Origin of the sequence: Bradyrhizobium sp. cir1 (genome assembly GCF_014198245.1) — a bacterium.
GTDB lineage: Bacteria > Pseudomonadota > Alphaproteobacteria > Rhizobiales > Xanthobacteraceae > Bradyrhizobium.
Genome location: NZ_JACIHE010000014.1, coordinates 25,184 through 51,595, shown reverse-complemented (window position 1 = coordinate 51,595; position 26,412 = coordinate 25,184). Strand labels below are relative to the sequence as shown.

At 63.8% G+C, this 26,412-nt stretch carries 26 protein-coding genes; 15 read left to right on the top strand and 11 right to left on the bottom strand.

The window, feature by feature from the left end; all coding sequences use genetic code 11:
- Positions 1-197: 197 nt before the first annotated feature.
- Positions 198-836 (top strand): TetR/AcrR family transcriptional regulator, encoded by a 639-nt coding sequence (locus GGD63_RS25465; protein WP_183246037.1) that lies wholly within the window; start codon positions 198-200, stop codon positions 834-836.
- Positions 837-989: 153 nt separating this feature from the next.
- Here the strand turns inward: GGD63_RS25465 and GGD63_RS25460 are convergent, their stop codons facing one another.
- The gene (locus tag GGD63_RS25460; protein ID WP_183245905.1) at positions 990-1,841 is read right to left on the bottom strand and encodes a dienelactone hydrolase family protein; all 852 of its coding nucleotides are present in this window, start codon (positions 1,839-1,841) and stop codon (positions 990-992) included.
- Between the two features lie 345 nt (positions 1,842-2,186).
- Between GGD63_RS25460 and GGD63_RS25455 the strand changes: the two genes are divergently transcribed.
- Positions 2,187-2,591, top strand: coding sequence for a DUF4864 domain-containing protein (locus GGD63_RS25455; RefSeq protein WP_183245904.1), 405 nt, complete (start codon positions 2,187-2,189; stop codon positions 2,589-2,591).
- On the opposite strand, the gene GGD63_RS25450 is transcribed toward GGD63_RS25455, so the two are convergent.
- On the bottom strand, positions 2,588-3,853 hold the full coding sequence (locus GGD63_RS25450; RefSeq protein ID WP_183245903.1) for an MFS transporter: 1,266 nt from the start codon (positions 3,851-3,853) through the stop codon (positions 2,588-2,590). The two genes, GGD63_RS25455 and GGD63_RS25450, sit on opposite strands and share 4 nt — an antisense overlap.
- A 150-nt stretch (positions 3,854-4,003) precedes the next feature.
- Between GGD63_RS25450 and GGD63_RS25445 the strand changes: the two genes are divergently transcribed.
- From GGD63_RS25445 to GGD63_RS25405, 9 genes are all read left to right on the top strand, one after another.
- Positions 4,004-4,444, top strand: coding sequence for a hypothetical protein (locus GGD63_RS25445; RefSeq protein ID WP_183245902.1), 441 nt, complete (start codon positions 4,004-4,006; stop codon positions 4,442-4,444).
- A 73-nt stretch (positions 4,445-4,517) separates the two neighbouring features.
- Positions 4,518-4,799 carry a hypothetical protein gene (locus GGD63_RS25440; RefSeq protein ID WP_183245901.1) on the top strand — a complete coding sequence of 94 codons (282 nt, stop codon included), beginning with the start codon at positions 4,518-4,520 and terminating at the stop codon, positions 4,797-4,799.
- Between the two features lie 9 nt (positions 4,800-4,808).
- Positions 4,809-6,248: a TolC family protein gene (locus GGD63_RS25435; RefSeq protein ID WP_183245900.1), complete on the top strand. Its 1,440-nt coding sequence runs from the start codon at positions 4,809-4,811 to the stop codon at positions 6,246-6,248.
- A gap of 13 nt (positions 6,249-6,261) precedes the next feature.
- Complete coding sequence (locus GGD63_RS25430) at positions 6,262-7,599, top strand: multicopper oxidase family protein (protein ID WP_183245899.1); 1,338 nt, start codon at positions 6,262-6,264, stop codon at positions 7,597-7,599.
- Between the two features lie 32 nt (positions 7,600-7,631).
- Positions 7,632-8,087: a cupredoxin domain-containing protein gene (locus GGD63_RS25425; protein ID WP_183245898.1), complete on the top strand. Its 456-nt coding sequence runs from the start codon at positions 7,632-7,634 to the stop codon at positions 8,085-8,087.
- Positions 8,088-8,102: 15 nt separating this feature from the next.
- Positions 8,103-8,405: a copper-binding protein gene (locus GGD63_RS25420; RefSeq protein ID WP_183245897.1), complete on the top strand. Its 303-nt coding sequence runs from the start codon at positions 8,103-8,105 to the stop codon at positions 8,403-8,405.
- Positions 8,406-8,926: 521 nt separating this feature from the next.
- Positions 8,927-9,703 (top strand): hypothetical protein, encoded by a 777-nt coding sequence (locus GGD63_RS25415; protein WP_183245896.1) that lies wholly within the window; start codon positions 8,927-8,929, stop codon positions 9,701-9,703.
- Positions 9,704-10,413: 710 nt separating this feature from the next.
- On the top strand, positions 10,414-12,555 hold the full coding sequence (gene flhA, locus GGD63_RS25410; protein ID WP_183245895.1) for a flagellar biosynthesis protein FlhA: 2,142 nt from the start codon (positions 10,414-10,416) through the stop codon (positions 12,553-12,555).
- A gap of 295 nt (positions 12,556-12,850) precedes the next feature.
- Positions 12,851-13,051, top strand: coding sequence for a hypothetical protein (locus tag GGD63_RS25405; RefSeq protein ID WP_183245894.1), 201 nt, complete (start codon positions 12,851-12,853; stop codon positions 13,049-13,051).
- Positions 13,052-13,354: 303 nt separating this feature from the next.
- Here the strand turns inward: GGD63_RS25405 and GGD63_RS25400 are convergent, their stop codons facing one another.
- From GGD63_RS25400 to fliI, 6 genes are all read right to left on the bottom strand, one after another.
- On the bottom strand, positions 13,355-14,575 hold the full coding sequence (locus GGD63_RS25400; RefSeq protein ID WP_183245893.1) for an NAD(P)/FAD-dependent oxidoreductase: 1,221 nt from the start codon (positions 14,573-14,575) through the stop codon (positions 13,355-13,357).
- A 118-nt stretch (positions 14,576-14,693) separates the two neighbouring features.
- Positions 14,694-15,653 (bottom strand): AraC family transcriptional regulator, encoded by a 960-nt coding sequence (locus tag GGD63_RS25395; protein WP_183245892.1) that lies wholly within the window; start codon positions 15,651-15,653, stop codon positions 14,694-14,696.
- Positions 15,654-15,901: 248 nt separating this feature from the next.
- Entirely contained in the window at positions 15,902-16,966 is a 1,065-nt protein-coding gene (locus GGD63_RS25390) for an anti-sigma factor domain-containing protein (RefSeq protein WP_183245891.1), read from the bottom strand.
- A 182-nt stretch (positions 16,967-17,148) separates the two neighbouring features.
- Positions 17,149-17,694 (bottom strand): sigma-70 family RNA polymerase sigma factor, encoded by a 546-nt coding sequence (locus GGD63_RS25385; RefSeq protein ID WP_183245890.1) that lies wholly within the window; start codon positions 17,692-17,694, stop codon positions 17,149-17,151.
- Between the two features lie 388 nt (positions 17,695-18,082).
- Positions 18,083-18,502, bottom strand: a complete 420-nt coding sequence (fliJ, locus tag GGD63_RS25380) for a flagellar export protein FliJ (protein WP_183245889.1) — start codon at positions 18,500-18,502, stop codon at positions 18,083-18,085.
- Positions 18,503-18,635: 133 nt separating this feature from the next.
- Positions 18,636-19,961, bottom strand: a complete 1,326-nt coding sequence (gene fliI, locus GGD63_RS25375; protein WP_183245888.1) for a flagellar protein export ATPase FliI — start codon at positions 19,959-19,961, stop codon at positions 18,636-18,638.
- A 446-nt stretch (positions 19,962-20,407) separates the two neighbouring features.
- Between fliI and ctrA the strand changes: the two genes are divergently transcribed.
- From ctrA to GGD63_RS25355, 4 genes are all read left to right on the top strand, one after another.
- Positions 20,408-21,109 (top strand): response regulator transcription factor CtrA, encoded by a 702-nt coding sequence (gene ctrA, locus GGD63_RS25370; RefSeq protein WP_008138878.1) that lies wholly within the window; start codon positions 20,408-20,410, stop codon positions 21,107-21,109.
- A 428-nt stretch (positions 21,110-21,537) separates the two neighbouring features.
- Positions 21,538-21,942, top strand: coding sequence for a DUF350 domain-containing protein (locus tag GGD63_RS25365; RefSeq protein ID WP_183245887.1), 405 nt, complete (start codon positions 21,538-21,540; stop codon positions 21,940-21,942).
- A 1-nt stretch (position 21,943) separates the two neighbouring features.
- On the top strand, positions 21,944-22,348 hold the full coding sequence (locus GGD63_RS25360) for a hypothetical protein (RefSeq protein ID WP_183245886.1): 405 nt from the start codon (positions 21,944-21,946) through the stop codon (positions 22,346-22,348).
- A gap of 3 nt (positions 22,349-22,351) precedes the next feature.
- Entirely contained in the window at positions 22,352-23,512 is a 1,161-nt protein-coding gene (locus GGD63_RS25355) for a glutathionylspermidine synthase family protein (RefSeq protein ID WP_183245885.1), read from the top strand.
- Between the two features lie 57 nt (positions 23,513-23,569).
- Here the strand turns inward: GGD63_RS25355 and GGD63_RS25350 are convergent, their stop codons facing one another.
- From GGD63_RS25350 to GGD63_RS25340, 3 genes are all read right to left on the bottom strand, one after another.
- Entirely contained in the window at positions 23,570-24,040 is a 471-nt protein-coding gene (locus tag GGD63_RS25350; RefSeq protein WP_183245884.1) for a hypothetical protein, read from the bottom strand.
- Positions 24,041-24,309: 269 nt separating this feature from the next.
- On the bottom strand, positions 24,310-25,182 hold the full coding sequence (locus GGD63_RS25345; RefSeq protein ID WP_183245883.1) for a protein-glutamate O-methyltransferase CheR: 873 nt from the start codon (positions 25,180-25,182) through the stop codon (positions 24,310-24,312).
- A complete protein-coding gene (locus tag GGD63_RS25340; RefSeq protein ID WP_183245882.1) occupies positions 25,179-26,378 on the bottom strand; it encodes a chemotaxis response regulator protein-glutamate methylesterase in 1,200 nt (399 codons plus the stop codon). Before GGD63_RS25340 ends, GGD63_RS25345 begins: the two co-directional genes overlap by 4 nt.
- Positions 26,379-26,412 lie beyond the last annotated feature (34 nt).

The window sequence follows — 26,412 nt, the reverse complement described above, 5'->3', positions numbered from 1 at the left end:
GCCACCTCCGTGGCCGCCGTCGATATCGCATCGTCCGGACGTGGCCCGGGCCGACATCAACGAAGATACGGAGGCACCCTCCGCTTAACAAGGGCCGCCGAGAAATATTTGGAATTCGTCAAAAGCCCATGCGCGTACAACGCGATGTAGCCAGCTAAGGGTTCAATCTAACCAATTCGTGATCTACATTGCCTGATATGGACGACCACACCGACCAGATCCGGAAGCCTCGCGCCGATGCCGTGCGCAATCGCGAGCGCGTGCTCGAGGCGGCGAAACTCGTGTTCAGCGCCGGCGGGCCCGAGGCGAGCCTGGAGGCCGTCGCCAAACGCGCCGGCGTCGGCATCGGCACGCTCTACCGGCATTTCCCGACCCGCGAGGATCTGTTCGAGGCGGTGTACCGGCGTGAAGTCGAGCAGCTCAGCGAGCTCGCCGAGCAGTTGAAGAATGCCAAGGACCCGGTCGACGCGCTGCGTCGCTGGCTGCGCTCCAACGTCGAATTCGTCGCCACCAAGAAAGGCATGTCGGCCGCGCTGGCGCTGACGTTCCAGAGCACGTCGGAACTCGCGGCATTCTCGATGGACCGGCTGACCAAGGCGATCGGCTCGCTGCTCGACCGCGCAGTCGCGGCCGGCGAGATGCGTGGCGATATCAGTCCGGAGGACCTGCTCAGGGCGCTCGTCGGCATGTGCTACATGCACGACCAACCCGGCTGGCAGTCCTCGGTGCTGCGGATGCTCGACGTGTTCGTGGATGGTTTGCGGGTGCAGCCGCCCAGCAAGGTCAAGGCCCGCTCGTCCAAGACGACAAAGCCGGCGACAAACCGAAAGCGCTAGCGGCGTGTACTCCTAAAAGAGCCGTGTACTCATAAAAGAAATGTCGACTCCTGAGGACCGAGCGGAAATCTGCTGATCGGCCAGAGCATTACTGCTTGTGACCCACAGCGGACGATGCGTGATGCCGATGCCGCGCACTCGCTTCGCCGTCACTCAATGGGAAAATTGAGCAGCGAGGAAACTCCGCATCTCCTGGACTGACTGGGCGGCCGCGGTGGGATCATATTTGAGCCAATGTCCGAGATATTCCCTGCCATCGGCGAAGGCGGGGGAATTAAAGGCGTGATAGGCACCGGGATAGACGATCAATTTTACGGGTGCTCCCCTGTCGGCCCGCCGCTTCATCCAACGCTCGCAGTCCGTCGCGGGCGTCCAGTCGTCGAGTTCGCCGATCATGATCAATGCAGGAACGATGAGTTCCTCGGAGGCAACGCCGCAAAGCGGGTAGTAGGCCACGGCGGCCTTGAACTTTCGATCCCGGGGGACGTCAAAGATTTCCGCCTGCTGGTTCGACGCCAACTGCAGCGCAACCATTGCACCCTGCGAATATCCAATAACCGCGATACGTTGAGAATCGACGAAGGGAAGCTTGGAAAGATAGGATAGCGCGCCTAAAGCATCACCTTGGCGGGTAAGCAGCAGGCCCGGCGTCACCTGGGTGCAGGCGTTCTTGATGCCACGGGTCGCAAAGCTATCCAGCATAAGCGACACATAGCCCCGCGCGTTGTACGTTCGGGCGTCTTCCGAAAGTCCATCGCATCCGTGGAGATACACAATGGCGGAAAATGGGCCGTCGCCCTCAGGTTTCGACAGGTAACCCTCAATCGTTTCAGACGCTGCTTTCGACGTTTCGCCACGTTCGCGCGCCAGGCGCTGCTGGAGTTGGCCGACGTGAACGGGAGCACTTTCAAACCTGACCAATTCTCCTGCCAAGGTGGCGGCGTTGGTGGAAAGGTATGCAACGAACACTGCTACACCGAGACATGCTTTGGCTCGTGTAACCATTTTCCTTCCCTCCGCTTCCCGAACGGAGTGAGCGTAGCAGGCTCATGTCCGCCCATCCACACCGTAAGTCTAAGAACTCCACAGACACTTATGGCCGGCGTAAACGAACGAACGCCTGTCCTCATGTCGGCTTTCAGGGGGGTGGACCGGAAATGGTCGACGCGCGGCCAAATCGACGCGAATGGCCCATCGGCGACCTTCAACGAAGTCCGCTGTTCGTGCCGCTGTTGAGCGACGAGCCGGCATCTGGCGCACCCAAGCTAAGCGCGTGATCTATGAGTACACGCCCTGGCGCCGCAGATGTGCTAGGGTCGCTTCCGCCGGGATATCAACGTGGAGCCTGTCATGCGCATCGCAGCCTTGCTGGTCGCTCTCATTGTTGTTTGTCATCACGCAGCGTTTGCCGGCGATGTCGCGACGGCCCAAGGCGTCATCCGCGCCCAGGAGCAGGCCTTCGTTCGCGACGATGCGACGGCGGCCTATTCCTATGCGGCACCTGCGATCAAGGAAATCTTTCCCGCCCCCGACATCTTCATGTCCATGGTGCGGAACGGCTACGCGCCGGTCTATCGTCACAAGAGTTTTGAATTTGGCGAGAGCAAGATTGATGGCGGCTGGATCGTCCAGCGCGTCCATATCATCGATGCCAACGGCGAGGCCTGGGAGGCGTTTTACACGCTCGAGCAGCAGGGCGACGGCAGCTACAAGATCACCGGCTGCTCGCTGCTGAAGGCAGGACAGTCCGTTTAAGTGGCAAACCCCGGGCCGGTCTTGACCGAGCCCATCCGCGCGCGGATCAGCAGCAGCACGACGATGCCGATGTTCAGCGCATTCCACGCCACGCCATTGGCGAACGCCGCACCATACGAGCCGGTGGCATCGAAGATCACGCCCGACACCCAGCCGCCGAAGGACATGCCGAACACGGAAGCGAAGATCACGATGCCGACGCGGGTGGCCGCTTCGCGCGCCGGCATCGCTTCGCGCACGATGATGGCGTAGCTCGGCACGATGCCGCCCTGGAACAGGCCGAACATCGCGGAGATCAGATACAGCGAGGTGAGGCTGTCGAAGAACAGATAGAACACCAGCGCAAAGCCCTGCGCGAGCGATCCGATCAGCAGCGTACGGATGCCGCCGATCTTGTCGGCGAGATAGCCCGAGCCGATGCGGCTGACGATGCCGCAGCCCATCATCAGCGATAGCATCTCGGCGCCACGCGCGACGCCATAGCCGAGATCGCCGCAATAGGCGACGATATGCACCTGCGGCATCGCCATCGCCACGCAGCAGGAGATCGACGCGATCGAGAGCAGTACCGTCAGCGTGTTGGTCGACAGCTTGAGATCGACTCGCGGCGGCGGTGCCTTGGCATGATCGCGAATATGGTCGTCGCCCATCTGTGCGCGCAGAACGAGGACCAGAAGCGCCATCGTGCTCGCGCAGACGATGCCGATGCCGATATGGGTGTAGCGCCAGCCGGCGGTCTGCGTGCCCCAGCTCACGATCGGCGGCCACATCGTGCCGGCGACATAATTGCCGCTGGCGACGATGGTCACGGCAAGCCCGCGATAGCGCTCGAACCAATGCGAGGCTTCCGCCATCAGCGGCGCGAAGGTCGCGGAGGTGCCGAGGCCGATCAGGAAATACGCCGCGACGAACTGCCAGAGCTGACTCGACAGGCCCGCGAGCACATTGGCGACGGCGAGAAAAGCAATGCTGATCGCCATCGCGGGCACGATGCCGAACCGGTCGGTGATCTTGCCGGCGATCACGCCGCCCAGCCCGAAACCGAACATCATCAGCGTGAAGGCCAGCGACACCGAGCCGCGTGTGGCACCGAATTCCGCCTGCACCACAGGAATCACAACCACGACCGCCCACATGCCGACGGCACCGATCGAGCCGATCAGAAGCGCAAGCACGAGCCGCACCCAGGCCTGACGGGAATCAGGGCTGAATGAGTCTGGTCTTTGTTCGGGATGATTTGGCGCGTGCACGGGTCGGAACATGGCCCGCGGATCAACCGAGGGTCAAGCAACGTGGCGATATATTGGGCATGCGCGGTGCACTGCGGTAAAATGAGCTTGGCGAATGCGCGTTTTGCGATTAGTTTGCAATCAGCGTGTGCAACCTTGCCGCGCGAGGAGCCTATCGGCGGAATGTTGTTGCGGTTGACGCGATCGATGCGGATCAGGGTGGGGCGGATCATCGCCCTCGCCTATCTGTTCTGCGTGCTCGCGCCGGCGGCAAGCCTCGCCTGGGGTACTGGTCCCACACCATGCCTAGACGACGCGATCCTCGCCGATCTCGTGCCGGCGCATCACCAGATGACGAGCCATCTGCATGGCGATGCCTCGCACGAACATGCGGGAACCCACGCACATCACCAGACCGCCGCGAAGGACGCACCCGCTCCGCATCATCATGGCGGCAAGGGAACCGTGGGTCCGTGCTGCGCGATGATGTGCGTCAGCGCGCTGCCGGCCGATCTGCCCAGCGTCGCCACGCCGGTCCAGCCGACGTCGGCCTGCGCGCCCGAGATCGTGGCCAGCCTGCACAGCGCGGCGCCGCCCCAGCACTACCGCCCCCCCATCGCCTGATCTGACGTAACGACATCGGGCCGAGCGCGCATTTGCGCGTGCGAACCTGTGGTCTCCAGATCAGGGATAAGTCATGTCTACGCTTTCCGGGGCGAAGTCCGCCGCCGCATCTGCGGTGGGTGGACGACACTTTCGATTCAATTGGCTGCTGGCCTTTGCCGCGCTGGCGCTGTCCGGCTGCATGCCGGCAACGACACAAGTCGCCAGCGCCGACCCCGCCGATCCGGCGGCGAAGGTGGCACGCGTCGGCTATCGCTCGACCATCGCGCCCTATACCAGCCTGCGGCCCGCAACGCCGGCGCCATGGCGGGACCGCAACGACGCCGTCACGCCGCAACCGAAGCAAGACCGGTAGGAACGCGCCATGACACATCATCTTGCGCGCGGCCTGCTCTTGCTCACCGCGTTCGGACTCTCGTCAATAAGTCTTGCCGGCTGCATGGCGTTCTCGCCGGACGGCGGCATGACGACGGTCTCTGACCTCACCAGCCAGACCATCAACAAGGACGTCGCCTTCGTCCGATCGGCCGAAGGTGCCGAGGCCGTCGACGCGACCGTCCGCCGATTGCTGGCGCGCACGCTGACCATCGAGACCGCCGTGCAGATCGCGCTGCTCAACAACAAGGGACTGCAAGCGGCGTACAACGAACTGGCGCTGGCCGAAACCGATCTGGTGGAGCAGAGCCTGCCGCCAAATCCGGTGTTCTCGATCTCGCGGATCTCGGGCAATGGCGCGAACGAGATCGAGCGCCAGGTGGTCGGCGACATCCTCGCCCTGGCCACGCTGCCGTTCCGCTCCGAGATCGCCCGCGACCGCTTCCGCCAGGCGCAACTGCGCGCGGCGCTGGCGACGTTGCGGCTTGCCGCCGACGTGCGCCGCGCCTATGTCCGCGCAGTCACCTGCAACGAGCTCGTGGTGCTGCTGACGGACGCGAAGGCCACGGCGGAATCGACCGCGCAACTCGCCGTCAAGCTCGGCGAGACCGGCTCGATCAACAAGCTCGACCAGGCCCGCGAACAGGTGTTCTACGCCGAGACGACTGCCGACCTCGCGACCGCGCGGCAGGCTGCGGCGAGCACGCGCGAAAGACTCGCGCGCCTGATGGGGCTGTGGGACGACGGCCTCGACTTCCGTCTGCCCAATCAGTTGCCGCCATTGCCGCGCCGGCCGCAGGCCCTGCCCTCGATCGAGGCCGACGCGGTCGCCCATCGCATCGACTTGCAGATCGCGCGGCTTGAGCTGACCGCGCTGGCGAAGGCGCTGAACCTCACCGAGGCGACGCGCTTCGTGACGCTGCTCGATCTCGCCGGCATCTCCCGCCGCACCCAGGATCCGGAAGGGCCGCCGTTCCGCGAACGCGGCTTCGACGTTCAATTCCAGATTCCGATCTTCGACGGCGGCGAGGTCCGCGTGCGGCAGGCGGCGGAGACCTACAATCTCGCCTTCAACCGCCTGACCGAGCGGGCCGTGAACGTTCGCTCGGAGGCGCGAGACGCCTATCGCGTCTACCGGTCCACCTACGACATCGCCAGCCACTTCCAGCGCGAGATCGTGCCCTTGCGCAAGATCATCACCGAGGAGATGCAGCTGCGCTTCTCCAGCATGCAGGTCGACATCTTTGCGCTGCTGACCGAGGCGCGGCAGCGTCTGGCGTCGCTGCGCGGCGCCATCGATGCCAGGCAGAGATTCTTCCTCGCGCAATCCGACCTGCAGACCGCCGTCAACGGCGGCGGCTCGCCTGCTTCCGGCGGCGACACTTCAACCACCATCGCCGCGGCAGCGTCTGCCGATGGCGACCACTGAGATGGAGGCCAGCATGTTTTCCCGCCGAGGATTTTTAGGGACTGCCGCGCTTGCCGGCGCGTCGGCCATCAGCGGCCGCGTCCAGGCCGCATCGATCCCGGAAGCGCCCACCATGGACAAGGTGGTGATGCAGCCGCCGCTGCATCCGACCAGCGGCCCCGACTATCGTCCCGTGGTCACGCTGAACGGCTGGTCGCTGCCGTTCCGCATGAACGGCGACTGGAAGGAATTCCATCTCGTCGCCGAACCCGTGGTGCGCGAATTCGCCGAAGGCATGAAGGTGAATTTGTGGGGCTATAACGGCCAGTCGCCCGGCCCGACCATCGAGGCGGTGGAGGGCGACAAGGTCCGCATCTTCGTCACCAACCGCTTGCCCGAATACACCACCGTGCACTGGCACGGCATGATCGTGCCGAGCGGCATGGACGGCGTCGGCGGGCTGAACCAGCCGCACATCGATCCGGGCAAGACCTTCGTCTACGAGTTCGAGATGAAGAAGAGCGGGACCTTCATGTACCACCCGCATTCCGACGAGATGGTGCAGATGGCGATGGGCATGATGGGCATGTTCGTCGTGCATCCGCGCGACCCGAATTTCCGGCCCGTCGACCGCGACTATGTCTTCGTGATGAGCACCTATCGCGTCGACCCCGGCAGCTATCTGCCGCAGGTCAACGAGATGACCGACTTCAACATGTGGACCTGGAATTCGCGGGTGTTTCCGGGGATCGATCCGCTGCCGGTGCGGCTCGGCGACCAGGTGCGCGTGCGCATCGGCAATCTCAGCATGACCAACCATCCGATCCACCTGCACGGCCACAGCTTTGCGGTGACCTGCACCGACGGCGGCTGGATTCCCGAGAGCGCGCAGATTCCCGAAACCACCACCGACGTCCCCGTCGGCGCTGTCAGGGTGTTCGACGTGCTCGCCGACAATCCCGGCGACTGGGCGTTCCACTGCCACAAATCGCACCACACCATGAACGCAATGGGACACGAGGTGCGCACCCTCATCGGCGTGTCGCGCAAGGATCTCGCCAAGGCCGTCGGCAAGCTCGCGCCAGACAGCATGGCGATGGGTTCGACCGGCATGGCGATGGGCAACATGGAGATGCCCGCGCCCGACAACACGCTGCCGATGATGACCGGCACCGGCCAGTTCGGGCCGATCGAGATGGGCGGCATGTTCACGGTGATGAAGATCCGTGAGGGCCTCGGGCGAGACGATTACCGCGATCCCGGTCCGTACAAATTCCCGCAAGGCACCGTCGCCTACGAGGTCACCGCACCGGCCGCAGAACCGGCCCGGCAGAAACCCGGCAGCCCGCCGATGAAGAACATGAAGATGTGAGCGTTTCGATGAACCACCAACTGGAGACTACGATGAAGAAGACCGTCACATTCGTCCTCGCGCTGGCAGCGCTCTCGATCTCGTCCGCCGGCGCGCACGAAGATCACGGCCATGCGTCCTTTTCAGCGGGCGAGCCCGGCGATCCCAGGAAGCCGGCGCGCACCATCGAGATCTCGCTGAGCGAGATGTCGTACGAGCCGTCGAAGATCAACGTGAAGCGCGGCGAGCAGATCCGCTTCGTGCTGCGTAATGTCGGCAAGGAGGACCACGAGTTCCTGCTCGCGACACCTAAGGAGAACCTCGCGCATGCCGAGGTGATGAAGAAGCATCCGCACATGGAGCACGACGAGCCGAACGGCGTGCGGCTTTCGCCGAACAAGACGGCCGAGATCGTCTGGAAATTCACCAAGGCAGGCACCTTCGAGTTCTCCTGCCTGATCCCCGACCATCGCGAGTACGGCATGGTCGGCCAGGTCACCGTCAAGTAAACAGTGGAGATTTCCATGAACCGCATCATCCGCATCGCTGCAGCGCTGGCGCTGACCGTGAGCCTTGCTGCCGGAGCCATCGCGGCCGAAGGCGCTTCGATCAGCGGCGAGGTCAAGAAGATCGACGAGGGCGCCGGCAAGATCACGCTCAAGCACGGCCCCGCCAAGAGTCTCGGCATGGAGGAGCCCATGACCATGGTCTACCGCGTCAAGGACCCCGCCATGCTCAAGCAGGTGAAGGTCGGCGACAAGGTGACCTTCGAGGCCGAGGAAGCGACTTCGGGGTACACGGTGACCAAGATGCAGAAGGCGAAGTAGGGTAGTCCGCCTCCCCCTCGACGGTCATTCCGGGGCGCGCCCCTTGGCGCGCGCTATGATGCGCAATTGCGCATCATAGAATCCGTGCCTCAACAACGCCTGCAGCACGATGGATTCCGGGTTCGCCCTTTGCAACGGCCCCCTACGATCCTAAGGGGGGCTGTTGCAGACCCAGCAATCCGCCATCGGAACAGTGCGTAGGATGGGTTGAGCCCTTGCGAAACCCATCTCTTCCCGATCACCGCTCTCCATAATCGTGATCGTCGTCCGACTGACCGTCCGCCCACCCGGCTGGATTGTGCGTAGAATGAGTAGAGCTGAAGCGAAACTCAACGATCTGAGTTATGGTGGTGATGGGTTTCGCGAAGAGCTCAACCCATCCTACGGGCTGGACAGCCGCTCAATCTTGTCGTGAGTCCGATCACTCAAAGAGTTAGCGGGTCGCTGCAACAGGCCATTTCTGCGACCGGCGGCACAATTCAACGCTTCGATCTGATAACCGGGGTCTTTTCTTCATTTCCATGACACAGCTATTCTTCGAAATTCTTAGTCCGCTTCCTTTGACTCGCCGGCTTGATGCCCGCAAGCTGTTTGCTGTCTGGAGAGATGCTGCGCCGGATACTTTACCTGATCGCATTGGCAATCATGAGCCACTTCGGCTGGACTTTTCAATAGCCGATCTCGAAACAGCGTTCAGTATCTGGGAGCATCATGTTTTGTTGAAGCGGGTTGCCAAGCCGAAGTTAACGTCCTCGATTTTCATGCAGTATGGCCCCCACAGAAAGCACTCAACTTGGTCCATCTCTGTCTCTGACAGGAAGCATATTGATATGCGGTCCATGGAAAATCTTATCTCTGCTTCCTCGGTCGAATTTTCAGCAGATTTTGGGTTCATTCACTCGCCAAACGACTTTGACATCGACGTCGGCCTTGCCACTGAGTCGGTAGCATTTCTCGATACTAAAAGATTGAGGAAGAGCCTCTTCCTCACGACTCACACGATAAGAAAATGCTTGCCAGATATCTATTGGATTACTGTTTTTGGCAAACCCTATGTGGACCTTTTTTCTAGGGACCGACTACTTTCGGCTCCGGCTTTTCAAGTTCAAGAGCTTGGCAATGGCTCGATATTGATGAAGCTATTCGAGGATATTGGTTCTTGCGAAGACTTCGCTTACGAAAATCGGAAGAAGGAAGTGAAAAGGCATATCTCAGAAAACGCGTTCTTCGATTTGAGCAAAGGAACGAACTATGTCTATTCGACACCAAAATTTCTCTGGGGCGAAGTCGAGCAGTAAAAATGGCGATTACGGTGACAGTGCTGGACTGCACCCCTGAAGTGAGACACGATAATTACAGTGACAGGCATTTCGAGGAAGGCCTGTGGCAGGACGAGAAAAGGACCGTCAGTTTCCGACGGCTTTCAAAAAGGCGATCAAGTGCGCTGGACCGTTCTGCCGATGTTTGTCGAAGCATCCATTGGAAAGCGGGAGCTGTCGCATCGCGACAAGCCGGTAGCGATTTCCGAACGGGGCCAGCGTGCCATAGTGCCACTGTTTTGCCCGACGCTTCAATAGAATTCGTAAAATACGAAATTCGCGCGAGCCTTGAGCCGCGCCCGGCTGACGACGTGCCCTGTCGCGAAAACGCCCCCCGCGCCGCAGTTGCCGCGATCCCTGCCGGCTTCCGTCTGATTTGCCCGACGCAGCAACGACTTGACAGAGCAGGCCCAGCGCCGGCCGGCAGCCGCGGCTCTACTGTGCATGGGGTTGTTTTTCACATTTTGCAGAAGGGCGCCCCCTGCCTGACCTCCTCCCACCACGTTAACCCTTTGCTAACCATACACCGGGCAAAAATTGCCGGGTGAAGTCGAGTGTCGTCGGCCGCGTAGAACGGGGGATCCCCTGTGGACGCCAGTGCGGTGCCTCACTTTCGGAACGGCGGCCCATCGGCCGCCGCGCAGACGTTTGGGGCGCGCGGACGGCAGTCGCGCGGGGAGGCAGCTACCATGGTCGACGTCACCGCGGGACAGGGCGTAGGCGCAGCAAAGCCCGGCGTCCCCTCCCTCAACGAGATCGTCAACATCCTCAAGCGCGGCGACATCGCGCTGGCACTCGGCATCCTCACCATCCTGGTGGTGCTGATCCTTCCCCTGCCCGCGATCGTGCTGGACCTGTTCCTGGCGATCTCGATCACGCTCTCGATCCTGATCCTGATGACCTCGCTGTTCATCCAGGCGCCGTTGGAATTCTCGGCCTTCCCGACCATCCTCCTGATCTCGACCATGCTGCGCCTGTCGCTCAACATGGCCTCGACCCGCCTGATCCTGTCGCACGGCCACGAGGGCACGGACGCCGCCGGTCACGTCATCGAGGCCTTCGGCAGCTTCGTGATGGGCGGCAATTTCGTCATCGGCATCATCGTCTTTGCCATCCTGATCATCGTCAACTTCGTCGTCATCACCAAGGGTTCGGGCCGTATCGCCGAAGTCGCCGCCCGCTTCCACCTCGACGCCATGCCCGGCAAGCAGATGGCGATCGACGCCGACCTCTCCGCCGGCCTGATCGACGAGAAGGTCGCCAAGCAGCGGCGCAAGGAGCTGGAGGACGAGAGCGGCTTCTTCGGCGCCATGGACGGTGCCTCCAAATTCGTCCGCGGCGATGCCATCGCGGGCCTCCTGATCGTCTTCATCAACGTCGTCGGCGGCATGATCATCGGCGTGGCGCAGCAGGGCATGTCGTTTGCCGATGCCGGACGCAGCTACACGCTGCTGACCGTGGGTGACGGCCTCGTCACCCAGGTGCCGGCGCTGATCGTCTCGACCGCCGCGGGCCTCCTCGTCTCCAAGGCCGGCGTGTCCGGCGCCGCCGACAAGGCGCTGATGAAGCAGTTCTCCGGCTATCCGCAGGCGCTCGCGATGTCCTCGGCGGTGATGCTGGTGCTGGCGGCCCTGCCGGGCATTCCCACCATCCCCTTCCTGGCGCTCGGCGCCGGCGCCGGCGCGCTGGCCTGGCACGCCCGCAACCACAAGCGCACCGCCGTGAAGGCCGAGGAAGCCGCCAACGCCGCGCCCGCTCCGGGCATGCCGGGTGCGCCCGGCGCGGCCGCGGCGGAAGAGTCGATCTCCGCCGCGCTGAAGATCGACGACCTCAAGATCGAGCTCGGCTATGCGCTGCTGCCGCTCGTCAACGGGCCCGACGGCACCGACCGCCTCACCGAGCAGATCAAGGCGCTGCGCCGCTCGCTCGCGATCGAGATGGGTTTTGTGATGCCGGCGGTGCGCATCCTCGACAACGTCCAGCTCGAGGCCAACACCTACATCATCAAGATCAAGGAGGTCGACGCCGGCACCGGCAAGATCTGGCCGAACCAGTTCATGGTCATGGACCCCGGCGGCAGCCAGGTTCAGGTGCCCGGCATCCACACCACCGAGCCGACCTTCGGACTGCCCGCGACCTGGGTCGATGCCAGCCTCAAGGAGGAGGCCTCGCTCAAGGGCTACACCGTCGTCGATGCCGCGACCGTGCTCTCGACCCATCTCACCGAGCTGCTCAAGGCCAACATGTCGGACCTGCTCTCCTATGGCGAGGTGCAGAAGCTGCTCAAGGAGCTGCCGAAGGAGCAGAGCGAGCTGGTCAAGGACATCGTCCCCGGCCAGGTCACAGTCTCCGGCATCCAGCGCGTGCTGCAGCTGCTGCTCGCCGAGCGCATCTCGATCCGCGATCTCTCGACCATCCTCGAAGGCATCGCGGACTCGCTCGCCTTCTCGCGCAATCCGTCCACCATGGTCGAGCACGTCCGTGCCCGCCTCGCCCGGCAGATCTGCGCGCAGAACACCTCCTACAACGGCTATCTGCCGCTGATCGCGCTGTCGGCACGGTGGGAGCAGGCCTTCGCCGAATCCATCATCGGCCAGGGCGAGGAGCGCAGCCTCGCCATGCAGCCCTCGAAGCTGTCGGAATTCATGACCGCCGTGCGCGAGGCCTTCGAGCGCGCCGCCCGCGAAGGCGAGGCGCCGGTGCTGGTCACCTCTGCGGCAATTCGTCCCTTCGTGCGCTCTCTCGTGGAGCGGTTCCGCGCCCAGACCACCGTGCTGTCGCAGGCTGAAATCCACCCCAGGGCAAGGTTGAAAACGGTCGGAAGCATCTGATTTGCCTTAAGAAGCCGTGTGTTTTTCGGCCACAGGCAAATGGTTTTTGAGTTCCCGGCGCCTTGTCGACCAAAGGCCGAAAAGGCGCTCAGCAAGCACATTACAGCTTTGAAATAATTATAAAAAAGAACGATCAAGAGCCGGTTTTTGATCGCGATCTTTCACGTCATATCACGCTCTTGTGATCGCCTCTTGGGAACGAATCCAGCCAATACTAGGTTGTTGGGCACCGGAAGCATGAACCTGCCTCAAACGGCCGGCGACTACTTCGGGTAGGTGGCGGCAGGAGGCTTCCATGAACCACTCGATCTACAGCGCCGATCGCGCGACCCATTTGAAGGTTGTGGTCGTCGCCTTCGTCGCAGGGATCGTGGTGGCGGGCTTCGGCATCACGGCACGCTCAGGTTCGGATGAAGGTCTGACCCAGACGGCCCGCGTCATCAAGGCCGGCAAGCCGGTCGTTATCACCAGCTCGAACGCGTCTCTCGTTCGCTAAGGAGATCTGACAAGTTTTGTGAATTCACGCGGCTCTTTACCAGCCCCCCAAAGTCGCCACGTGGATATGTAGACGACCCCAACCCCAAGTCGACTACAGAAAGCGCCCGCCCCCCACGGGCGCTTTCTCACGTCTGGGGTAGTGTTTGCACTGCAGGTGTTGCACGGGATGCCGCCCGAAACACCGCTGTCATTCCCCGCGAAAGCGGGGAATCCAGTACGCCGCGGCTTCTCCGTCTCCAACTACTGTCTCTGGAATACTGGATCGCCCGCTTTCGCGGGCGATGACACCGAATATCTGGCGCTACCGCCCTCCATAAGTCGGCGGCGGCGCCTGCACGATTGGCGCGGCGGCGGCGAACAGATCGTCCTTGCTGCCGGTCAGCGGCGGATAGATACGCTTGCGGTTGATGGTCTCTTTGGTCGCCTTCGCGGCCGCGCCGGTGGCCCGGACCTCGCGATCCCAGCCCTCGGTATAGAGCGCGCCCCAGCTGCCGAGATCGAGAACGGTGACGTACCAGTCGATTCGCAGCGGCAGCATCGGCTCGCCGGCAAGATCGGCCACCACGTTGTGGCCGGCGAAGCGGCCCATGGGCCGGGCGAACTGGCAGGACATCACGGTCGGATGCAGTCCGTCGACGACACTGGAGGCGACGTCGCCGGCCGCGAACACGCCAGGCAGATCCGCAACGCGCATGAAGGGATCGACCAGCAGGCGCCAGAGGCGATCGCGCGCGCCCGGAAAGTTTTCGGCCAGCCGGCTCGCACGCATGCCCGCGCACCAGATCACGGTCTGGGTCGGGATGAACTCGCCCGAGCTCAGGTGAATGCCGGCGGCTTCGACCGAGACGACGCGCGCGCCGAGCCGCGTCTCGACATCGAGCGACGACAAGGCCGCTTCGATGACGGGACGCGCGTGCGCGCCGATGGTGGCGCCCACGCTCGGATTGGGATCGACCAGGATGATGCGGCGGCTGCCGGTGATGCCGACCCGCGCCAGCCTGTCAGGCATTTCGGTCGCGACCTCGATGCCGGTAAAGCCGGCGCCGACCACCACGACCGACGAACGCCCCGGCGACGGCGCGCTGCGCCCAAGCGAGGCGAGATGATCCTCGAGGCGAAGCGCAGCGGCATAGGTATCAACATCGAACCCGTGGTCGGCAAGGCCTGGAATGTCGGGACGCATCACCTCGCTGCCGAGCGCGAGCACGAGGCGGTCATAGGCCAGCGTCTCCTCGCCACCGCTGGTGACGAGCGATATCTGACGATGTGCCGAATCGATTGCTTCGACCTCGCCGAGGCCGTGAGCGACGCCGATCGGATCGAGCAATTGCGCAAGCGGAAGCGCGACCTCGCTGAGGTCGCTCTCGTAATTGCGCACGCGGATGTTGTGATAGGGGTTGCGGTCGATCAGGCGGATCTCGATGTCACGGCTGCCTGCGCCGATCTCGTCGCGTTTGCGCGCGGCGCCGATGGCCGCCCACAGACCTGCAAACCCGGCGCCGAGCACGACGATACGCGCCATGTCCGCCTACTCGCACTTTCCAAAGAGATCCTGCGGCCTGCCCGCGCGGCTAGATATAGCCCATTCGTCCGGATCGACCAACTGCGGTGGCGCCGGGCCGCTGCGCAAAAACGTGGGTTCACGCCTCGCGCAGTTCCGACGGCGTCGTGCCGAACCGCTTGCGGAAGGCGCGGTTGAAATAGGACAGGTCGGAGAAGCCCGAGGAATGCGCGATGTCGCTGATCTTGCGCGCCCTCGCGCGGGGATCGCCGAGCTGCTTTCGCGCCAGCAGGAGGCGCTGCTCCAGCACGAATTCGGTGAAGGTGGTGCCGGCCTGCTCGAACAGGCGCTGCGCCTGGCGCGGGCTTAAGCCCGAGCGTGTCGCAACGTCGGCCAGGCAGAGATCGTTGCGGCCGAGCGCGGCCATCACGTCGGCCTGCATCAGGTCGAGGCGGGCCGCCGCGTGCCCGCGCCCGCGCGCAAGGCTAGCGTGATCGGCATCGGTGCCGAGCAGGAGGCCGACGAGATCGACCATGTGCTGCGCGGTCAGGCGCTGACCGACGGCATCGAGATGCGGCGCGTGATTGGCGGCGAGCGCATGGTAGCGGAAGATGGTCTCGGCGACCGCGCCGTCAGAGAGCACTTGCGAGAGCTTGTCCTCGGCCCGCGGGCTGATGTCGAGCAGCGCGCGGCGCGGCATGCGGATGCTGGTGAAACGATCCTCAATGGTGTGACCGACGGTGCCGGTGATGCCCATGTCGACGAGCACCATCTGCGCCGGCGCGAGCTCGACGGTATGGCCGTTCTGCCCGACGCGGACGAGACCCGCATGCGCCGCGATCAGCACGAGATCGTCGCTGCCGTCGGCAAGGCGGCTCTGCGTGCGCGAATATTGCGCGGAGGCGCCTTCGGGAATGGCCAGCACGATATTGTCGACCACGCTGACCTGGAGCCGGCAATCGATGCTGTCGCCCTGGCTCGGCCCGATGTCGAGGCCGCAGGCCCCGAAGGCCCTGTCGCGCCAATGTTCGAAGGCCACACCCTGCGGCAGGCCTGCATATTGGTGAACGAAGATGCCCGGCGTTTTCGCTGCATCCATCTGATGTCTCGCCCCTCTTCGGCACAATGATCGGCCGCGCCGACTGCAAATTCCGGGGATTTGACGCGGCGAATTGCGGGGAGGTTCAAAGGGGAAGCGGATTTGACCGGGCTTGTCGAAATGCGACGGCGGGATGGACGGGGGCGACAGGAAACGCGCCCTTGTAGCCCGCAGGAGCGAAGCGACATGCGGGACCACTGTCCCCGGATGTCGCTTCGCTCATCCCGGCTACGGTACCGCTACGACACCTACTTCTTCGCAGGCGCTTGCGGCTGCGCCGGCGGCACGGTCTCGATCAGCTTGCCGGTGAAGACCGGCGCCGAGGTCGGCTGGCCGTTGGGCGAGCCGCCGGCCTGCTCGATGGTGACGGCATAGGTGGCGCCGTTGACGAGGTCGGCATCGTAGCCGGCGAGCACCGGACGCGCGGTGAAGTCGCCGGCGCCGATCACGCCGAGCGAGCGCGGGCGCGGCAGCTTGTCGGAGATCAGCCAGAGCTCGAAACTCTTGCCGGGCTCCGGCGTCGCGCCGACCTTGCGCACCGTGAAATTCCGCGTCGCGCCATCGATGGTGAGGATGAAGGCCGGGCCACCGCCCTGGCCCTGCAGCAGAGCGACATATTGCGACGAGGCCGCGAGCGGCGCGCCCGGCGTCTTCACCTCGACGGTCTGGATGCGCGGCGTGGGACGCAACGCGCCCGGCAGCGCGTCGGGCTGGAAGATCTGCAGCGACAGCGTCACCAGCAGCGCGGCCGCGAGCGCGCCGACGGCGGACGCGATGGTGCGCCAGCGCTTCACGCGGCCCTCGAGCCGGATCACATTGCTGTTGTCCACGACCGGCGCTGGCGGCGCATGCACGACGTCCGGATCGGGCGCATGGACCTGCGGCATGAAGACCGGCGCGACGTCGGATAGTGCATCGGAGGCCGGCCGCGCCGCCTCCGGCGACTCGGCTGCGGCAGGCGCCGGCTCGGCCGGCGGCGCGCTGTCCGAAGGCGGCGGCGGCGACACGGCTTCAAACGAGGAAGACTCCGGCAGAGGTGCGGGTGGCGGCGCGGCTTCGGCCTGAGCGGGCGGCGCCTGTGCAAAATCCGTCCGCGCGAGCTCGGCCCTGATGTTCTCCCACACGATCGGGCGCGGCTCGATGGTGCCGACCATCTGGTTGAGGACACCGAGCCGATAGGACCAGGCCTGCACGATCTCGGCGAACGCCTCGTCCACCGCCATCATGGTCTCGACCTGCGCGCGCTCGTCGGCGTCGAGCGTGCCGAGCGCATATTCCGCGGCGAGCGCGATATGGTCCTCCGTGTAGGCCATCACATTCCTTCACCTCTCCCGAAGGGAGAGGTCGATTTGCGCAGCAAATCGGGTGAGGGGCTCAGGTCCCATGAGAGAGCGCAACCCCTCACCCGGATTGCATCTTGCGATGCATTCCGACCTCTCCCTGCGGGAGAGGTGAAGCGAGACCGCTGCGCCGACTTATACACTCTCATCATCCTCTAAAGTCCGAGGCACTCCCGGATATCCAGCATGCTGCGCCGCAGCCACGTCTTCACCGTGTTGACGGGCGCGGAAAATTTTTCCGCCAATTGCTCGCGGCTCCAGCCGTTGTAATAGGCGAGCAGCACGAGCTTCTGACGGTCCGGCTCGAGCCGGCCGATGCATTCCAAGAGCCGCTTCAGCTCCTCGGTCATCTCGCGGCGCGCCAGCGGATCGGGACTGTCGGCCGCAACCTCCATCGCCTGAGGCTCTTCCTCGATGGAGGCTTCCGACTTCTTGCGCACGATGTCGATTGCACGGTTGCGCGCGATCGATGCCATCCACGTGATCGGCGACGAGAGCGCCGGATTGAACTGGCCGGCGCCGTTCCAGATCTTGACGTAGGCCTCCTGAATGACCTCCTCTGCGAGATCCTGCCGACGCAAGATACGGAGCACGACGCCATAGAGTTTCGCGCGCGTGGCGACGTAGAGGCGCTCGAACGCGGCCTGATCGCCCCTGGCGACCGCCTCGATCAGCCCGACCAGCTCTGCCGGCGTCAGCATTCAGCCCCCTCATGCCCCGTCGCTTCTTCCTCCCTCTCCCCGCCTGCGGGGAGAGGGTTGGGGTGAGGGGGAGTCTCCGCAAGGGAGGTTGCAGACGGACTCGCGGAGAGTCCCCCTCACCCGGATCGCGCCGGACGCTGCTTCGCATCGCCGGGAGCGATCCGACCTCTCCCCGCAAGCGGGGCGAGGTAAACCACCCGCTACCATAGCGCGCGGCAAAGCCGACCACCAAGGGGCGTGGCGCTGCGCTGTGGACAGCTCATACGAAAACCCGGACCTTGCGGGTCCGGGTTTTGCAAATTCTCGGCGGTTCTTGCTTAGGTTATTGTTTGAGCATGATCTTTTCGGAAAACCGCTGCGCACTTTTCCGGATCATGCTCTAGCGCCCCTAGGCGACGGCGCCGATGCGGGCGCGCATCAGGCCGATGCTGTCGAGGTCGGCCTGCTCGCGGGCGTTCTCCTCGGCGCGTTCACGGGCCTGGTCGCGCTCGTCGAGAAGCTCGACCTTCTTCAGCTCCTCGAAGGCCTCGGCCAGCGCGGCCTTGGCCTCGTCGAGCTGGCCCTTGAGCTCCTCGGCCGAGCGGGTCAGGTTCTCGCGGCGCTGGATCGCGGCCTTGGCATAGGTCGGATAGGCGAAGTGCGAGGGATCATTGATCCCGGCACGCTCCTGCTCGGTCTGGATCTCGCGTTCGAGATCGACCGACATCCGCTGGAAGTCGGCGATCATGGTCTCGATCTGGGTGACCCGGCGGCGCTTCTCGTCGACCTGAAACTTCTTCAGGCGGATGAGGGTATCACGTGACTTCATCGACTCGTACTCCCCAGAAGTCCCTTAGCTGCAAGACACACGCACATTGGGACGGCACCGGTCTCCCCACAGGCCCTGTTAGGGCCAAGACCGGCTCTGCTACTCTGTGGGATCGGATGATGAACCGACAAAGTTAGCGTTCCGTTTCCAAATTGCCGAGGATTTGCGCCAACTGCCGATAGCCGTCCGCCAGTGAGGCATTTTCGTCCTTGCCCTGCCGCAGGAACGCTTCCAGCGGCTCGTGCAGGCGGATCGCCTCGTCGACCTCGGGGCTGGAGCCGGCCCGGTAGGCGCCCAGCCGGATCAACTCCTCCATGTCGGCATAGGTCGCCATCACTGCACGCGCCTTCTGGATGACCGGCCAGAACTGCGGATCGGCCGATTTCGGCATGGTGCGGGAGACGGATTTGAGGATGTTGATGGCGGGGTAGCGGCCGCGCTCGGCGATCGAACGCTCCATCACAATGTGACCGTCGAGGATGCCGCGGACGGCGTCCGCGATCGGCTCGTTGTGGTCGTCGCCGTCAACCAGCACCGTGAAGATCGCAGTGATGGCGCCCTCGCCGAGGCCAGGCCCGGCACGCTCCAGAAGCTTCGGCAGCTCGGTGAACACGGTCGGCGTATAGCCCTTGGCGGTCGGCGGCTCGCCGGCGGACAGGCCGATCTCGCGCTGGGCCATGGCAAAACGCGTCACCGAGTCCATCAGGCAGAGCACGTCCTGGTCCTCGTCGCGGAAATATTCGGCGACCGCGAGCGTCAGGTAGGCGGCCTGCCGTCGCATCAGCGCCGGCTCGTCCGAGGTCGCGACCACGACGACGGAGCGTGCGAGGCCCTCCTCGCCGAGATCGTCCTGCAGGAATTCCTGCACCTCGCGGCCGCGTTCGCCGATCAGCCCGATGACGCTGACGGCGGCATCGACGTTGCGCGCGAGCATCGACAGCAGCACCGATTTGCCGACACCGGAGCCCGCGAAGATGCCCATGCGCTGGCCACGGCAGCAGGTGAGAAAAGTGTTCATCGCGCGCACGCCGAGATCGAGCGGGCTACCTACGCGCTTGCGCGAATGCGCCGGCGGCGGCGTATTGCGGAACGGCATCGGCGAGGAGCCCTGCGGCAGCGGCCCCTTGCCGTCGATCGGTTCGCCCAGCGCATTGACCACGCGGCCGAGCCAGGCCGCGCAGGGCCGCACCTGGTTGGCCGCATTGGCGATGACCGCCTTGCAGCCGCGGCGCACGCCATCGAGCCCGGCGAACGGCATCACGACAGCGTTGTTGCCGGAGAAGCCGATCACCTCGCAGGGGATGAAACGGTTGGCACCGGTTTCGATCACGAGGCGCGCGCCGACCGACATCGCATGGATGGGACCCGCCACCTCGACCATCAGGCCGCGCACGCCGACCACACGGCCATAGATGTTGACGCCGTCGATATCGCCGATCTGTTCGGCAAGAGCCTTCATACAAGAGCCTTCATAAGGGGCGCGCCTTCATAAGAGGGCTTTCATGAGGTGATCGCCGTCGTGCTCCGGGCCTTCACGGTGAAACTCTTAAGTTTCGCCATATTTCTGAACGCCGCTTAACTTCGTGTTTACCCGCATCGTTAATCATTGCGTCACTGTCTTTGTGACTGAGCGTGACTCCCTTTCAGAAGAAGGCTGAGTCGCGGGAGTCGGTTAGGCCCGTCTCTTAAAGTGGAACTTGAACGGATCGGGGTAACGAAAGCTGCTTCCTGCACAAGACCTTAGGGCGATTCGACAAAAATTGCACCGGGAGGACTTGCGTTCCAGAATCAGAGTTTGTTAACCATCTGTTGTCAGGATCCGAATCAGTTGTTCAAAGGCGTTTTGTTGAGTGCCGCGAATGCGGCCGACCTGACGCCCAGGAGCGGCGACTATGGGGAACTGGCATGCGCGTTTTGCTGATTGAAGATGACAGCGCCGTCGCGCAGTCGATCGAGCTGATGCTGAAGTCTGAGAGCTTCAACGTCTACACGACCGATTTGGGGGAAGAAGGCGTCGATCTCGGTAAACTTTACGATTACGACATTATTCTCCTCGACCTCAATCTGCCCGACATGTCCGGCTACGACGTGCTCAAGCAGCTCCGGGTCTCCAAGATCAAGACACCGATCCTGATCCTCTCCGGCCTCGCCGGCATCGAGGACAAGGTCAAGGGTCTCGGCGTCGGCGCCGACGACTACATGACCAAGCCCTTCCACAAGGACGAGCTGGTGGCCCGCATCCACGCGATCGTGCGCCGCTCAAAGGGCCATGCCCAGTCGGTCATCCAGACCGGCGACCTCGTCGTCAACCTCGACACCAAGACGGTGGAAGTCGGCGGCCAGCGCGTGCATCTGACCGGCAAGGAATACCAGATGCTGGAGCTCCTTTCGCTCCGCAAGGGCACGACCCTCACCAAGGAAATGTTCCTCAACCACCTCTATGGCGGCATGGACGAGCCGGAGCTGAAGATCATCGACGTCTTCATCTGCAAGCTCCGCAAGAAGCTTGCCAACGCCTCCGAAGGCCGCAACTTCATCGAGACCGTGTGGGGCCGCGGCTACGTGCTGCGCGAGCCGCACGAGCACGAAGAGCGCATCCCCGCCTGATCCGGTTTACGTCGCGAGCCCATCGGGGCTCGCTCCTCCCAGCCTGGACCCCGCCGCAAATGGCGGGGTTTTCGTTTTTGCGGACGTGTTCTCCCTCACCCGCAAGCGTAGGGTTATCGCAGATGGCATTTTGCGCGACCTGTGTGCGCGCCTCGTCCTTCGAGACGACCGCTTCGCGATCTCCTCAGGATGAGGCTAAGGGGCGTCGGTGCTCATTGAAACTAGCGCAGCGCACACGGTCCTCATCCTGAGGGCCCGCCAACGGCGGGCGTCTCGAAGGATGGCCAAAGGGAAATCGCCCCATATGCGATTGCCCTGCCTGCAAGCGGGAGGGTGCAGCAGCCGTGCTGATACGGCTTCACCCACCTCTAACGTTGAACCGGTACGCTCTCCCCGCCGACGAATGGTCGCTGCACGATGGGGGAACGATGATCCTGCAATCACTCGCCGGCCTGCCCGCCTTCCTGGTCTATTTCTGCACCGGGCTGATTGCGATCGTGGCGTATCTGTTCGTCTATACCCGCATCACCCCCTACAACGAGTTCCAGCTGATCCGCGACAACGAGCCGGCCGCCGCGATCGCGCTCGGCCTCAGCCTGCTCGGCTTCGTGGCGCCGCTGGTCAGCGCGATCGCGCATTCGGCCAATGTGCTGGACTGTCTGATCTGGGCGATGATCGCGCTGATCGTCCAGGTCATCGTGTTCTTTCTCGTCAAAGTGCCGGTGCCGAACTTGTCGGTGCGGATCGCCGCCGGCGAGCTGGCGCCCGCCATCTGGCTCGGCCTGTCCTCGCTCGCCGCAGGCCTCCTCAACGCCGCCTGCATGATCTACTGACATGGCCGACAAACCCACCAGCAAGGAGTTTGGCAGACGCCGGCCGCGCCTGCCGGCGGACCTGCCGCTGCCGCCGAGGGAGCCGGTGAAGCGCTCCGGACATGTGGCGCTGCTCGTGATGGGCACGATCGCGGTCGGCACCACCGCCTACACGCTGATGCCGCGGCAGACCTGCGAGCCCTCTCCTCCCGGGGCGGATCCGGCGGTGCAGACGACCACCGCGTGCAACAGCAGCAGCAGAAGCAGCTCTTCGAGCGGCGGCTCGGGCTCATCCTCGCGATCGAGCTTCTACAGCAGCGATTCCTCGAGCCATTCTTCGTCGAGCACGTCATCCGACTCCGGCCACAGCAGCGTGAGCCGCGGCGGCTTCGGCGCGTTCGGGCACGGCTTTTCGGGCGGGGGCTGACCCATGCAGCGCATCGTTTGTCTCGAGCGCGACAACTGGCGAGAGACCGCAGCGCAATGCGGCTTCGTCTTCCACACCATCGGCGGCGACCGCTATTGGGACGAGCGCGCCTATTACGCCTTCACGCTCGACGAGATCGAGCGCGGCATCGAGACGCCGACCGGCGAGATCGACGCGATGTGCCTCGAGCTTGCCGGCCGCGTGATCGGCGACGAACGGCATCTGCGACGTCTGAAGATTCCGGAAGCGTTCTGGAGCCTGATCGCCGAGAGCTGGGCGCGCGACGACCGCAGCCTCTATGGCCGGCTCGACCTGAAGTTCGACGGCAAGGGGCCGGCAAAGCTGCTCGAATACAACGCGGATACGCCGACCTCGATCTTCGAGGCCGCCGTCTTCCAATGGACCTGGCTCGAACAGGCGATCGAACGCCGCATCATTCCATCGCGCGCCGATCAGTTCAACTCCATCCATGAGCGCTTGATCGAGGCATGGAAGGCGATCGCCGCCGGCCGTCACCTGCATCTCACCGGCACCACTGGGAATGATGAGGACGCCGGCACGCTCGCCTATCTCGAGGACACTGCGCGCCAGGCCGGGCTCTCGACCACGCTGCTCGACATCGAGCAGGTCGGCTGGCGCGACGAGGGCGGCGGCTTCGTCGATCTCGACGATGCCGACATCGCGCTCGCCTTCAAGCTCTATCCCTGGGAATGGATGTTCCAGGACGCCTTCGGCGCAAAGCTGAAAGAGGCTCCGACGCGCTGGATCGAGCCGCCATGGAAGGCAGTGCTCTCCAACAAGGGCATTTTGCCGCTGCTCTGGGAGATGTTTCCGAACCATCCCAATCTGCTGCCGGCCTTCTTCGAGGACGATCCACGCGCAGCCGAGCTCGGCAGCTCCTATGTGCGCAAGCCTCTGCTGTCGCGCGAAGGCGCCAATGTCACGCTGGTCTCCGACGGCATGCCGCTCGACGAGCAGGCGGGCCCCTACGGCGCCGAAGGTTTCATACGGCAAGCGCTGTCACCGCTGCCGAACTTTTCCGGCTTCTATCCGGTGATCGGAAGCTGGCTGGTGAATCACGAGCCGTGCGGCTTGTCGATCCGCGAGGACGAGAGCCCGATCACGGGCAACAGCTCGCGGTTTCTGCCGCATGCGATTTTGTGAAACGCGCTCGCGGCCCCGTTGGTGAGGGCACGCGAGCGCGAAGGTTCTCGTGCCGGATCAGGGTGTCTTGACGATGAATCGTCCGTCGTACAGGAAGGCGCCCTTGAACCCGCTTGGCGCACTTTCGAACCCGCCCGTGCCCGTCGCGTTTGCGTACATTCCGGTGCCCGACAGGATCGTATATTCGCCCTTCGCCTTGCCGTCCTTGATCGCACCGGTGTAGCGCGCCGTGATCGAGGAGCCATCGTCGAAGGTGTAGGTGCTGTAGCCGAACATGGGCCCCGAGCCCTTGAGCAAATCACTGGAGTTGACGAAATCCTTCACGGCAATGCGGCCATCCTTGAACAGGGCCACGCCAAACATCTTGCCGGACATGACCGTCTGACCTTCGACATTCGCGACCTCGGTCACCTTGACGTCCACCGGCCTGGTGACGAGCCTGAATTCGAGCACTTGCTCACCGGCGCGAGCTGTCGCCGGCAGCGCAAGCGCAACCAACAAAAAGTACGAGGCACAAGACATTCGCATGATATGTGCTCCTCAAATTCGTTCATGATGGAATAAAATCCCGTCTCGGTTGGGCGGGACCATCGGCAGCATAGCACAACCTTCAGATGATTATCAGCGTCCGCGATCATGCTGCATCGCGGCGCAAGCTCTGTTGCGCGGTAGCGGAGTAATTCGCGGGTGCTCAAACGCTCGTGCAGCCTCGCGCACGATGACGGAAGATATCTCGTCAGATGTTGCCGATCATCCGCCACGACGGCGCTCTCTCGGAGCGCCCACCGTTCGGCCACTCACCTCGCCGCGGCGACCTTCAGCGGCTGCGGCATCAGCCCGCCCATCGCCCGGCCGGAGCGCGTGGGGTTGAGCTGATAGAGACCGCGGCGCTCGGTGATGGGACGGAACGCGTCGGTGATGCCGACGACGGATTCGGCAGCCCCGAGCAGCAGTGTGCCGTCGGTCTCCAGCGCCTTCGCCATGCGCTCGAAGATCACCGCCTTGGTGTCCTGGTCGAAATAGATCAGCACGTTGCGACAGAAGATCACGTCGAACGTGCCGAGATGGGAGAAGTCCTGCAACAGATTGAGCTGGCGGAACTGCACCATGGCGCGAATGTCGGCATTGAGCTGCCAGAGCTCGCCGACTTGCGTGAAGTATTTCATCAGGTGCTGGATCGGCAGGCCGCGCTGCACCTCGAACTGGCTGTAGATGCCGGCCTTGGATTTCTCCAGCACCTCCTGCGACAGATCGGTGGCGACGATCTCGATGCGCCAGCCGGCGAGGACTGCGCCCATCTCCTTCACGCACATTGCGATCGAATAGGGCTCCTGCCCCGTCGACGAGGCCGCCGACCAGATGCGAAGCGACTTGCGTGCCGCGCGCGCCTGGATCAGGCCGGGCAAAATCGTCTCGCGCAAATGGTCGAACGGAATCTTGTCGCGGTAGAAGAAGGTCTCATTGGTGGTCATGGCTTCGACCACGTCGGTCGCAAGCCGCCCGTCGCCGTTCCTGATCTTCAGCACGAGATCGGGAATGCCCGATAGACTCGCCTTGCGGGCGAGCGGCAACAGCCGGCTCTCGACCAGGTACTGCTTGTCGGGCGACAGATCGAGGCCCGAGCGCTCCTTCAGGAACTTGCGCAGATAGTCGTAATCCGCGGGCGTCACGAGCGGTCTCCCGCGAACAGGCGGTTGACCTTGGCGCCGATCTGGTTGAGCGGCAGGATCGCCGCGCAGATGCCGGCATTGGCGGCCGCGCCCGGCATGCCCCAGACCACGCTGGAGGCTTCGTCCTGTGCAATCACGCTGCCGCCGGCCGCGACGATGTCCTTGCCGCCGCGCATGCCGTCCGAGCCCATGCCCGTCAGGATCACCGAGAGGATGGCGCCATGCCAGATGTCGATGGCGGAGGAGAAGAGCGGATCGACCGCAGGCTTGCAGAAATTGACGGCGGGGCCGTCGTCGAGCGCGATCGCAATGTCCGCGCCGCTGCGCGCGAGACGCATGTGCTTGCCGCCTGGCGCGAGATAGATCCGTCCGGGCTTCACCGGCTCGCCGTCGACCGCCTCGGCTGCCGGGCGGCGGCTCGACCGCGCCAGATGCTCGGCAAGAATGGTGGTGAAGGTCGGCGGCATGTGCTGGGTGATCAGCACCGGGAAGCGATCGATGACAGGTCCGAGCTCGGTGACGAGCGACATCAGCGCCTGCGGACCGCCGGTCGAGGAGCCGATCAGCAGCACCTTCGGTGCCTGCGTCGAGAACGGACGCGTCGATAGCGATCCTGACGACGGAGCATGCACGGCCGGAGCGGGTGCCGGCGCGGCAGGCCGCGCGACGGCCGGTGCGCGCGCAGCCGGAGCCGGGGTCGCCGGCGCGAGCGGCGGGCTGGCAACGGCGGGCTTGCGGCGCAGCCGCGCACCGAGATGGCGGATCTTCTGGATCAGGTCGTGATGGAAGGTGTCGGCGGCCGACGCCTCACGCGTCGATTCCGGCTTCGGAATGTAATCGGCCGCGCCGAGCGACAGCGCCTTGAAGCTGATCTCCGCGTTGCGGCGGGTCAGCGTCGAGGCCATGATGATGACGAGATCGCGCTTCTTCGCCAGCAATTTCGGCAGCGCCGAGATGCCGTCGAGCTCGGGCATTTCGATGTCGAGCACGGCGACATCGGGGTTGATGCGTTCGAGCTGGTTGACCGCCTCGAGCCCGGTGCGCAAGGAAGCAGCGACCTCCATGTCGTGCTCGGCGCCGATCCAGCGCGAGATCAGACCGCGGATGACGACGGAGTCGTCAACGATCATCACCCGCAGTGGTCCGGCTTCGCGCGACGTGCCCGTGGTCGAATTACCTGCGAACGCAACACTCATTACTCACCAACTCAGACTGAAACGGTTCAGTTGA

Bases quoted from the DNA above. Each gene is read 5' to 3' on its own strand.
- GGD63_RS25390 (WP_183245891.1), bottom strand. From the start codon at position 16,966: ATGGCCTACACGGAGGACCATATCGCGCTCGCCGCGGAATATGCGCTC.
- ctrA (WP_008138878.1), top strand. From the start codon at position 20,408: ATGCGCGTTTTGCTGATTGAAGATGACAGCGCCGTCGCGCAGTCGATC.
- GGD63_RS25395 (WP_183245892.1), bottom strand. From the start codon at position 15,653: ATGGATGCAGCGAAAACGCCGGGCATCTTCGTTCACCAATATGCAGGC.
- GGD63_RS25340 (WP_183245882.1), bottom strand. From the start codon at position 26,378: ATGAGTGTTGCGTTCGCAGGTAATTCGACCACGGGCACGTCGCGCGAA.
- GGD63_RS25415 (WP_183245896.1), top strand. From the start codon at position 8,927: ATGACACAGCTATTCTTCGAAATTCTTAGTCCGCTTCCTTTGACTCGC.
- GGD63_RS25440 (WP_183245901.1), top strand. From the start codon at position 4,518: ATGTCTACGCTTTCCGGGGCGAAGTCCGCCGCCGCATCTGCGGTGGGT.
- fliJ (WP_183245889.1), bottom strand. From the start codon at position 18,502: ATGAAGTCACGTGATACCCTCATCCGCCTGAAGAAGTTTCAGGTCGAC.
- GGD63_RS25420 (WP_183245897.1), top strand. From the start codon at position 8,103: ATGAACCGCATCATCCGCATCGCTGCAGCGCTGGCGCTGACCGTGAGC.
- GGD63_RS25360 (WP_183245886.1), top strand. From the start codon at position 21,944: ATGGCCGACAAACCCACCAGCAAGGAGTTTGGCAGACGCCGGCCGCGC.
- GGD63_RS25435 (WP_183245900.1), top strand. From the start codon at position 4,809: ATGACACATCATCTTGCGCGCGGCCTGCTCTTGCTCACCGCGTTCGGA.
- GGD63_RS25350 (WP_183245884.1), bottom strand. From the start codon at position 24,040: ATGCGAATGTCTTGTGCCTCGTACTTTTTGTTGGTTGCGCTTGCGCTG.
- GGD63_RS25355 (WP_183245885.1), top strand. From the start codon at position 22,352: ATGCAGCGCATCGTTTGTCTCGAGCGCGACAACTGGCGAGAGACCGCA.
- GGD63_RS25450 (WP_183245903.1), bottom strand. From the start codon at position 3,853: ATGTTCCGACCCGTGCACGCGCCAAATCATCCCGAACAAAGACCAGAC.
- GGD63_RS25430 (WP_183245899.1), top strand. From the start codon at position 6,262: ATGTTTTCCCGCCGAGGATTTTTAGGGACTGCCGCGCTTGCCGGCGCG.
- GGD63_RS25365 (WP_183245887.1), top strand. From the start codon at position 21,538: ATGATCCTGCAATCACTCGCCGGCCTGCCCGCCTTCCTGGTCTATTTC.
- GGD63_RS25405 (WP_183245894.1), top strand. From the start codon at position 12,851: ATGAACCACTCGATCTACAGCGCCGATCGCGCGACCCATTTGAAGGTT.
- flhA (WP_183245895.1), top strand. From the start codon at position 10,414: ATGGTCGACGTCACCGCGGGACAGGGCGTAGGCGCAGCAAAGCCCGGC.
- fliI (WP_183245888.1), bottom strand. From the start codon at position 19,961: ATGAAGGCTCTTGCCGAACAGATCGGCGATATCGACGGCGTCAACATC.
- GGD63_RS25465 (WP_183246037.1), top strand. From the start codon at position 198: ATGGACGACCACACCGACCAGATCCGGAAGCCTCGCGCCGATGCCGTG.
- GGD63_RS25455 (WP_183245904.1), top strand. From the start codon at position 2,187: ATGCGCATCGCAGCCTTGCTGGTCGCTCTCATTGTTGTTTGTCATCAC.
- GGD63_RS25460 (WP_183245905.1), bottom strand. From the start codon at position 1,841: ATGGTTACACGAGCCAAAGCATGTCTCGGTGTAGCAGTGTTCGTTGCA.
- GGD63_RS25385 (WP_183245890.1), bottom strand. From the start codon at position 17,694: ATGCTGACGCCGGCAGAGCTGGTCGGGCTGATCGAGGCGGTCGCCAGG.
- GGD63_RS25425 (WP_183245898.1), top strand. From the start codon at position 7,632: ATGAAGAAGACCGTCACATTCGTCCTCGCGCTGGCAGCGCTCTCGATC.
- GGD63_RS25445 (WP_183245902.1), top strand. From the start codon at position 4,004: ATGTTGTTGCGGTTGACGCGATCGATGCGGATCAGGGTGGGGCGGATC.
- GGD63_RS25400 (WP_183245893.1), bottom strand. From the start codon at position 14,575: ATGGCGCGTATCGTCGTGCTCGGCGCCGGGTTTGCAGGTCTGTGGGCG.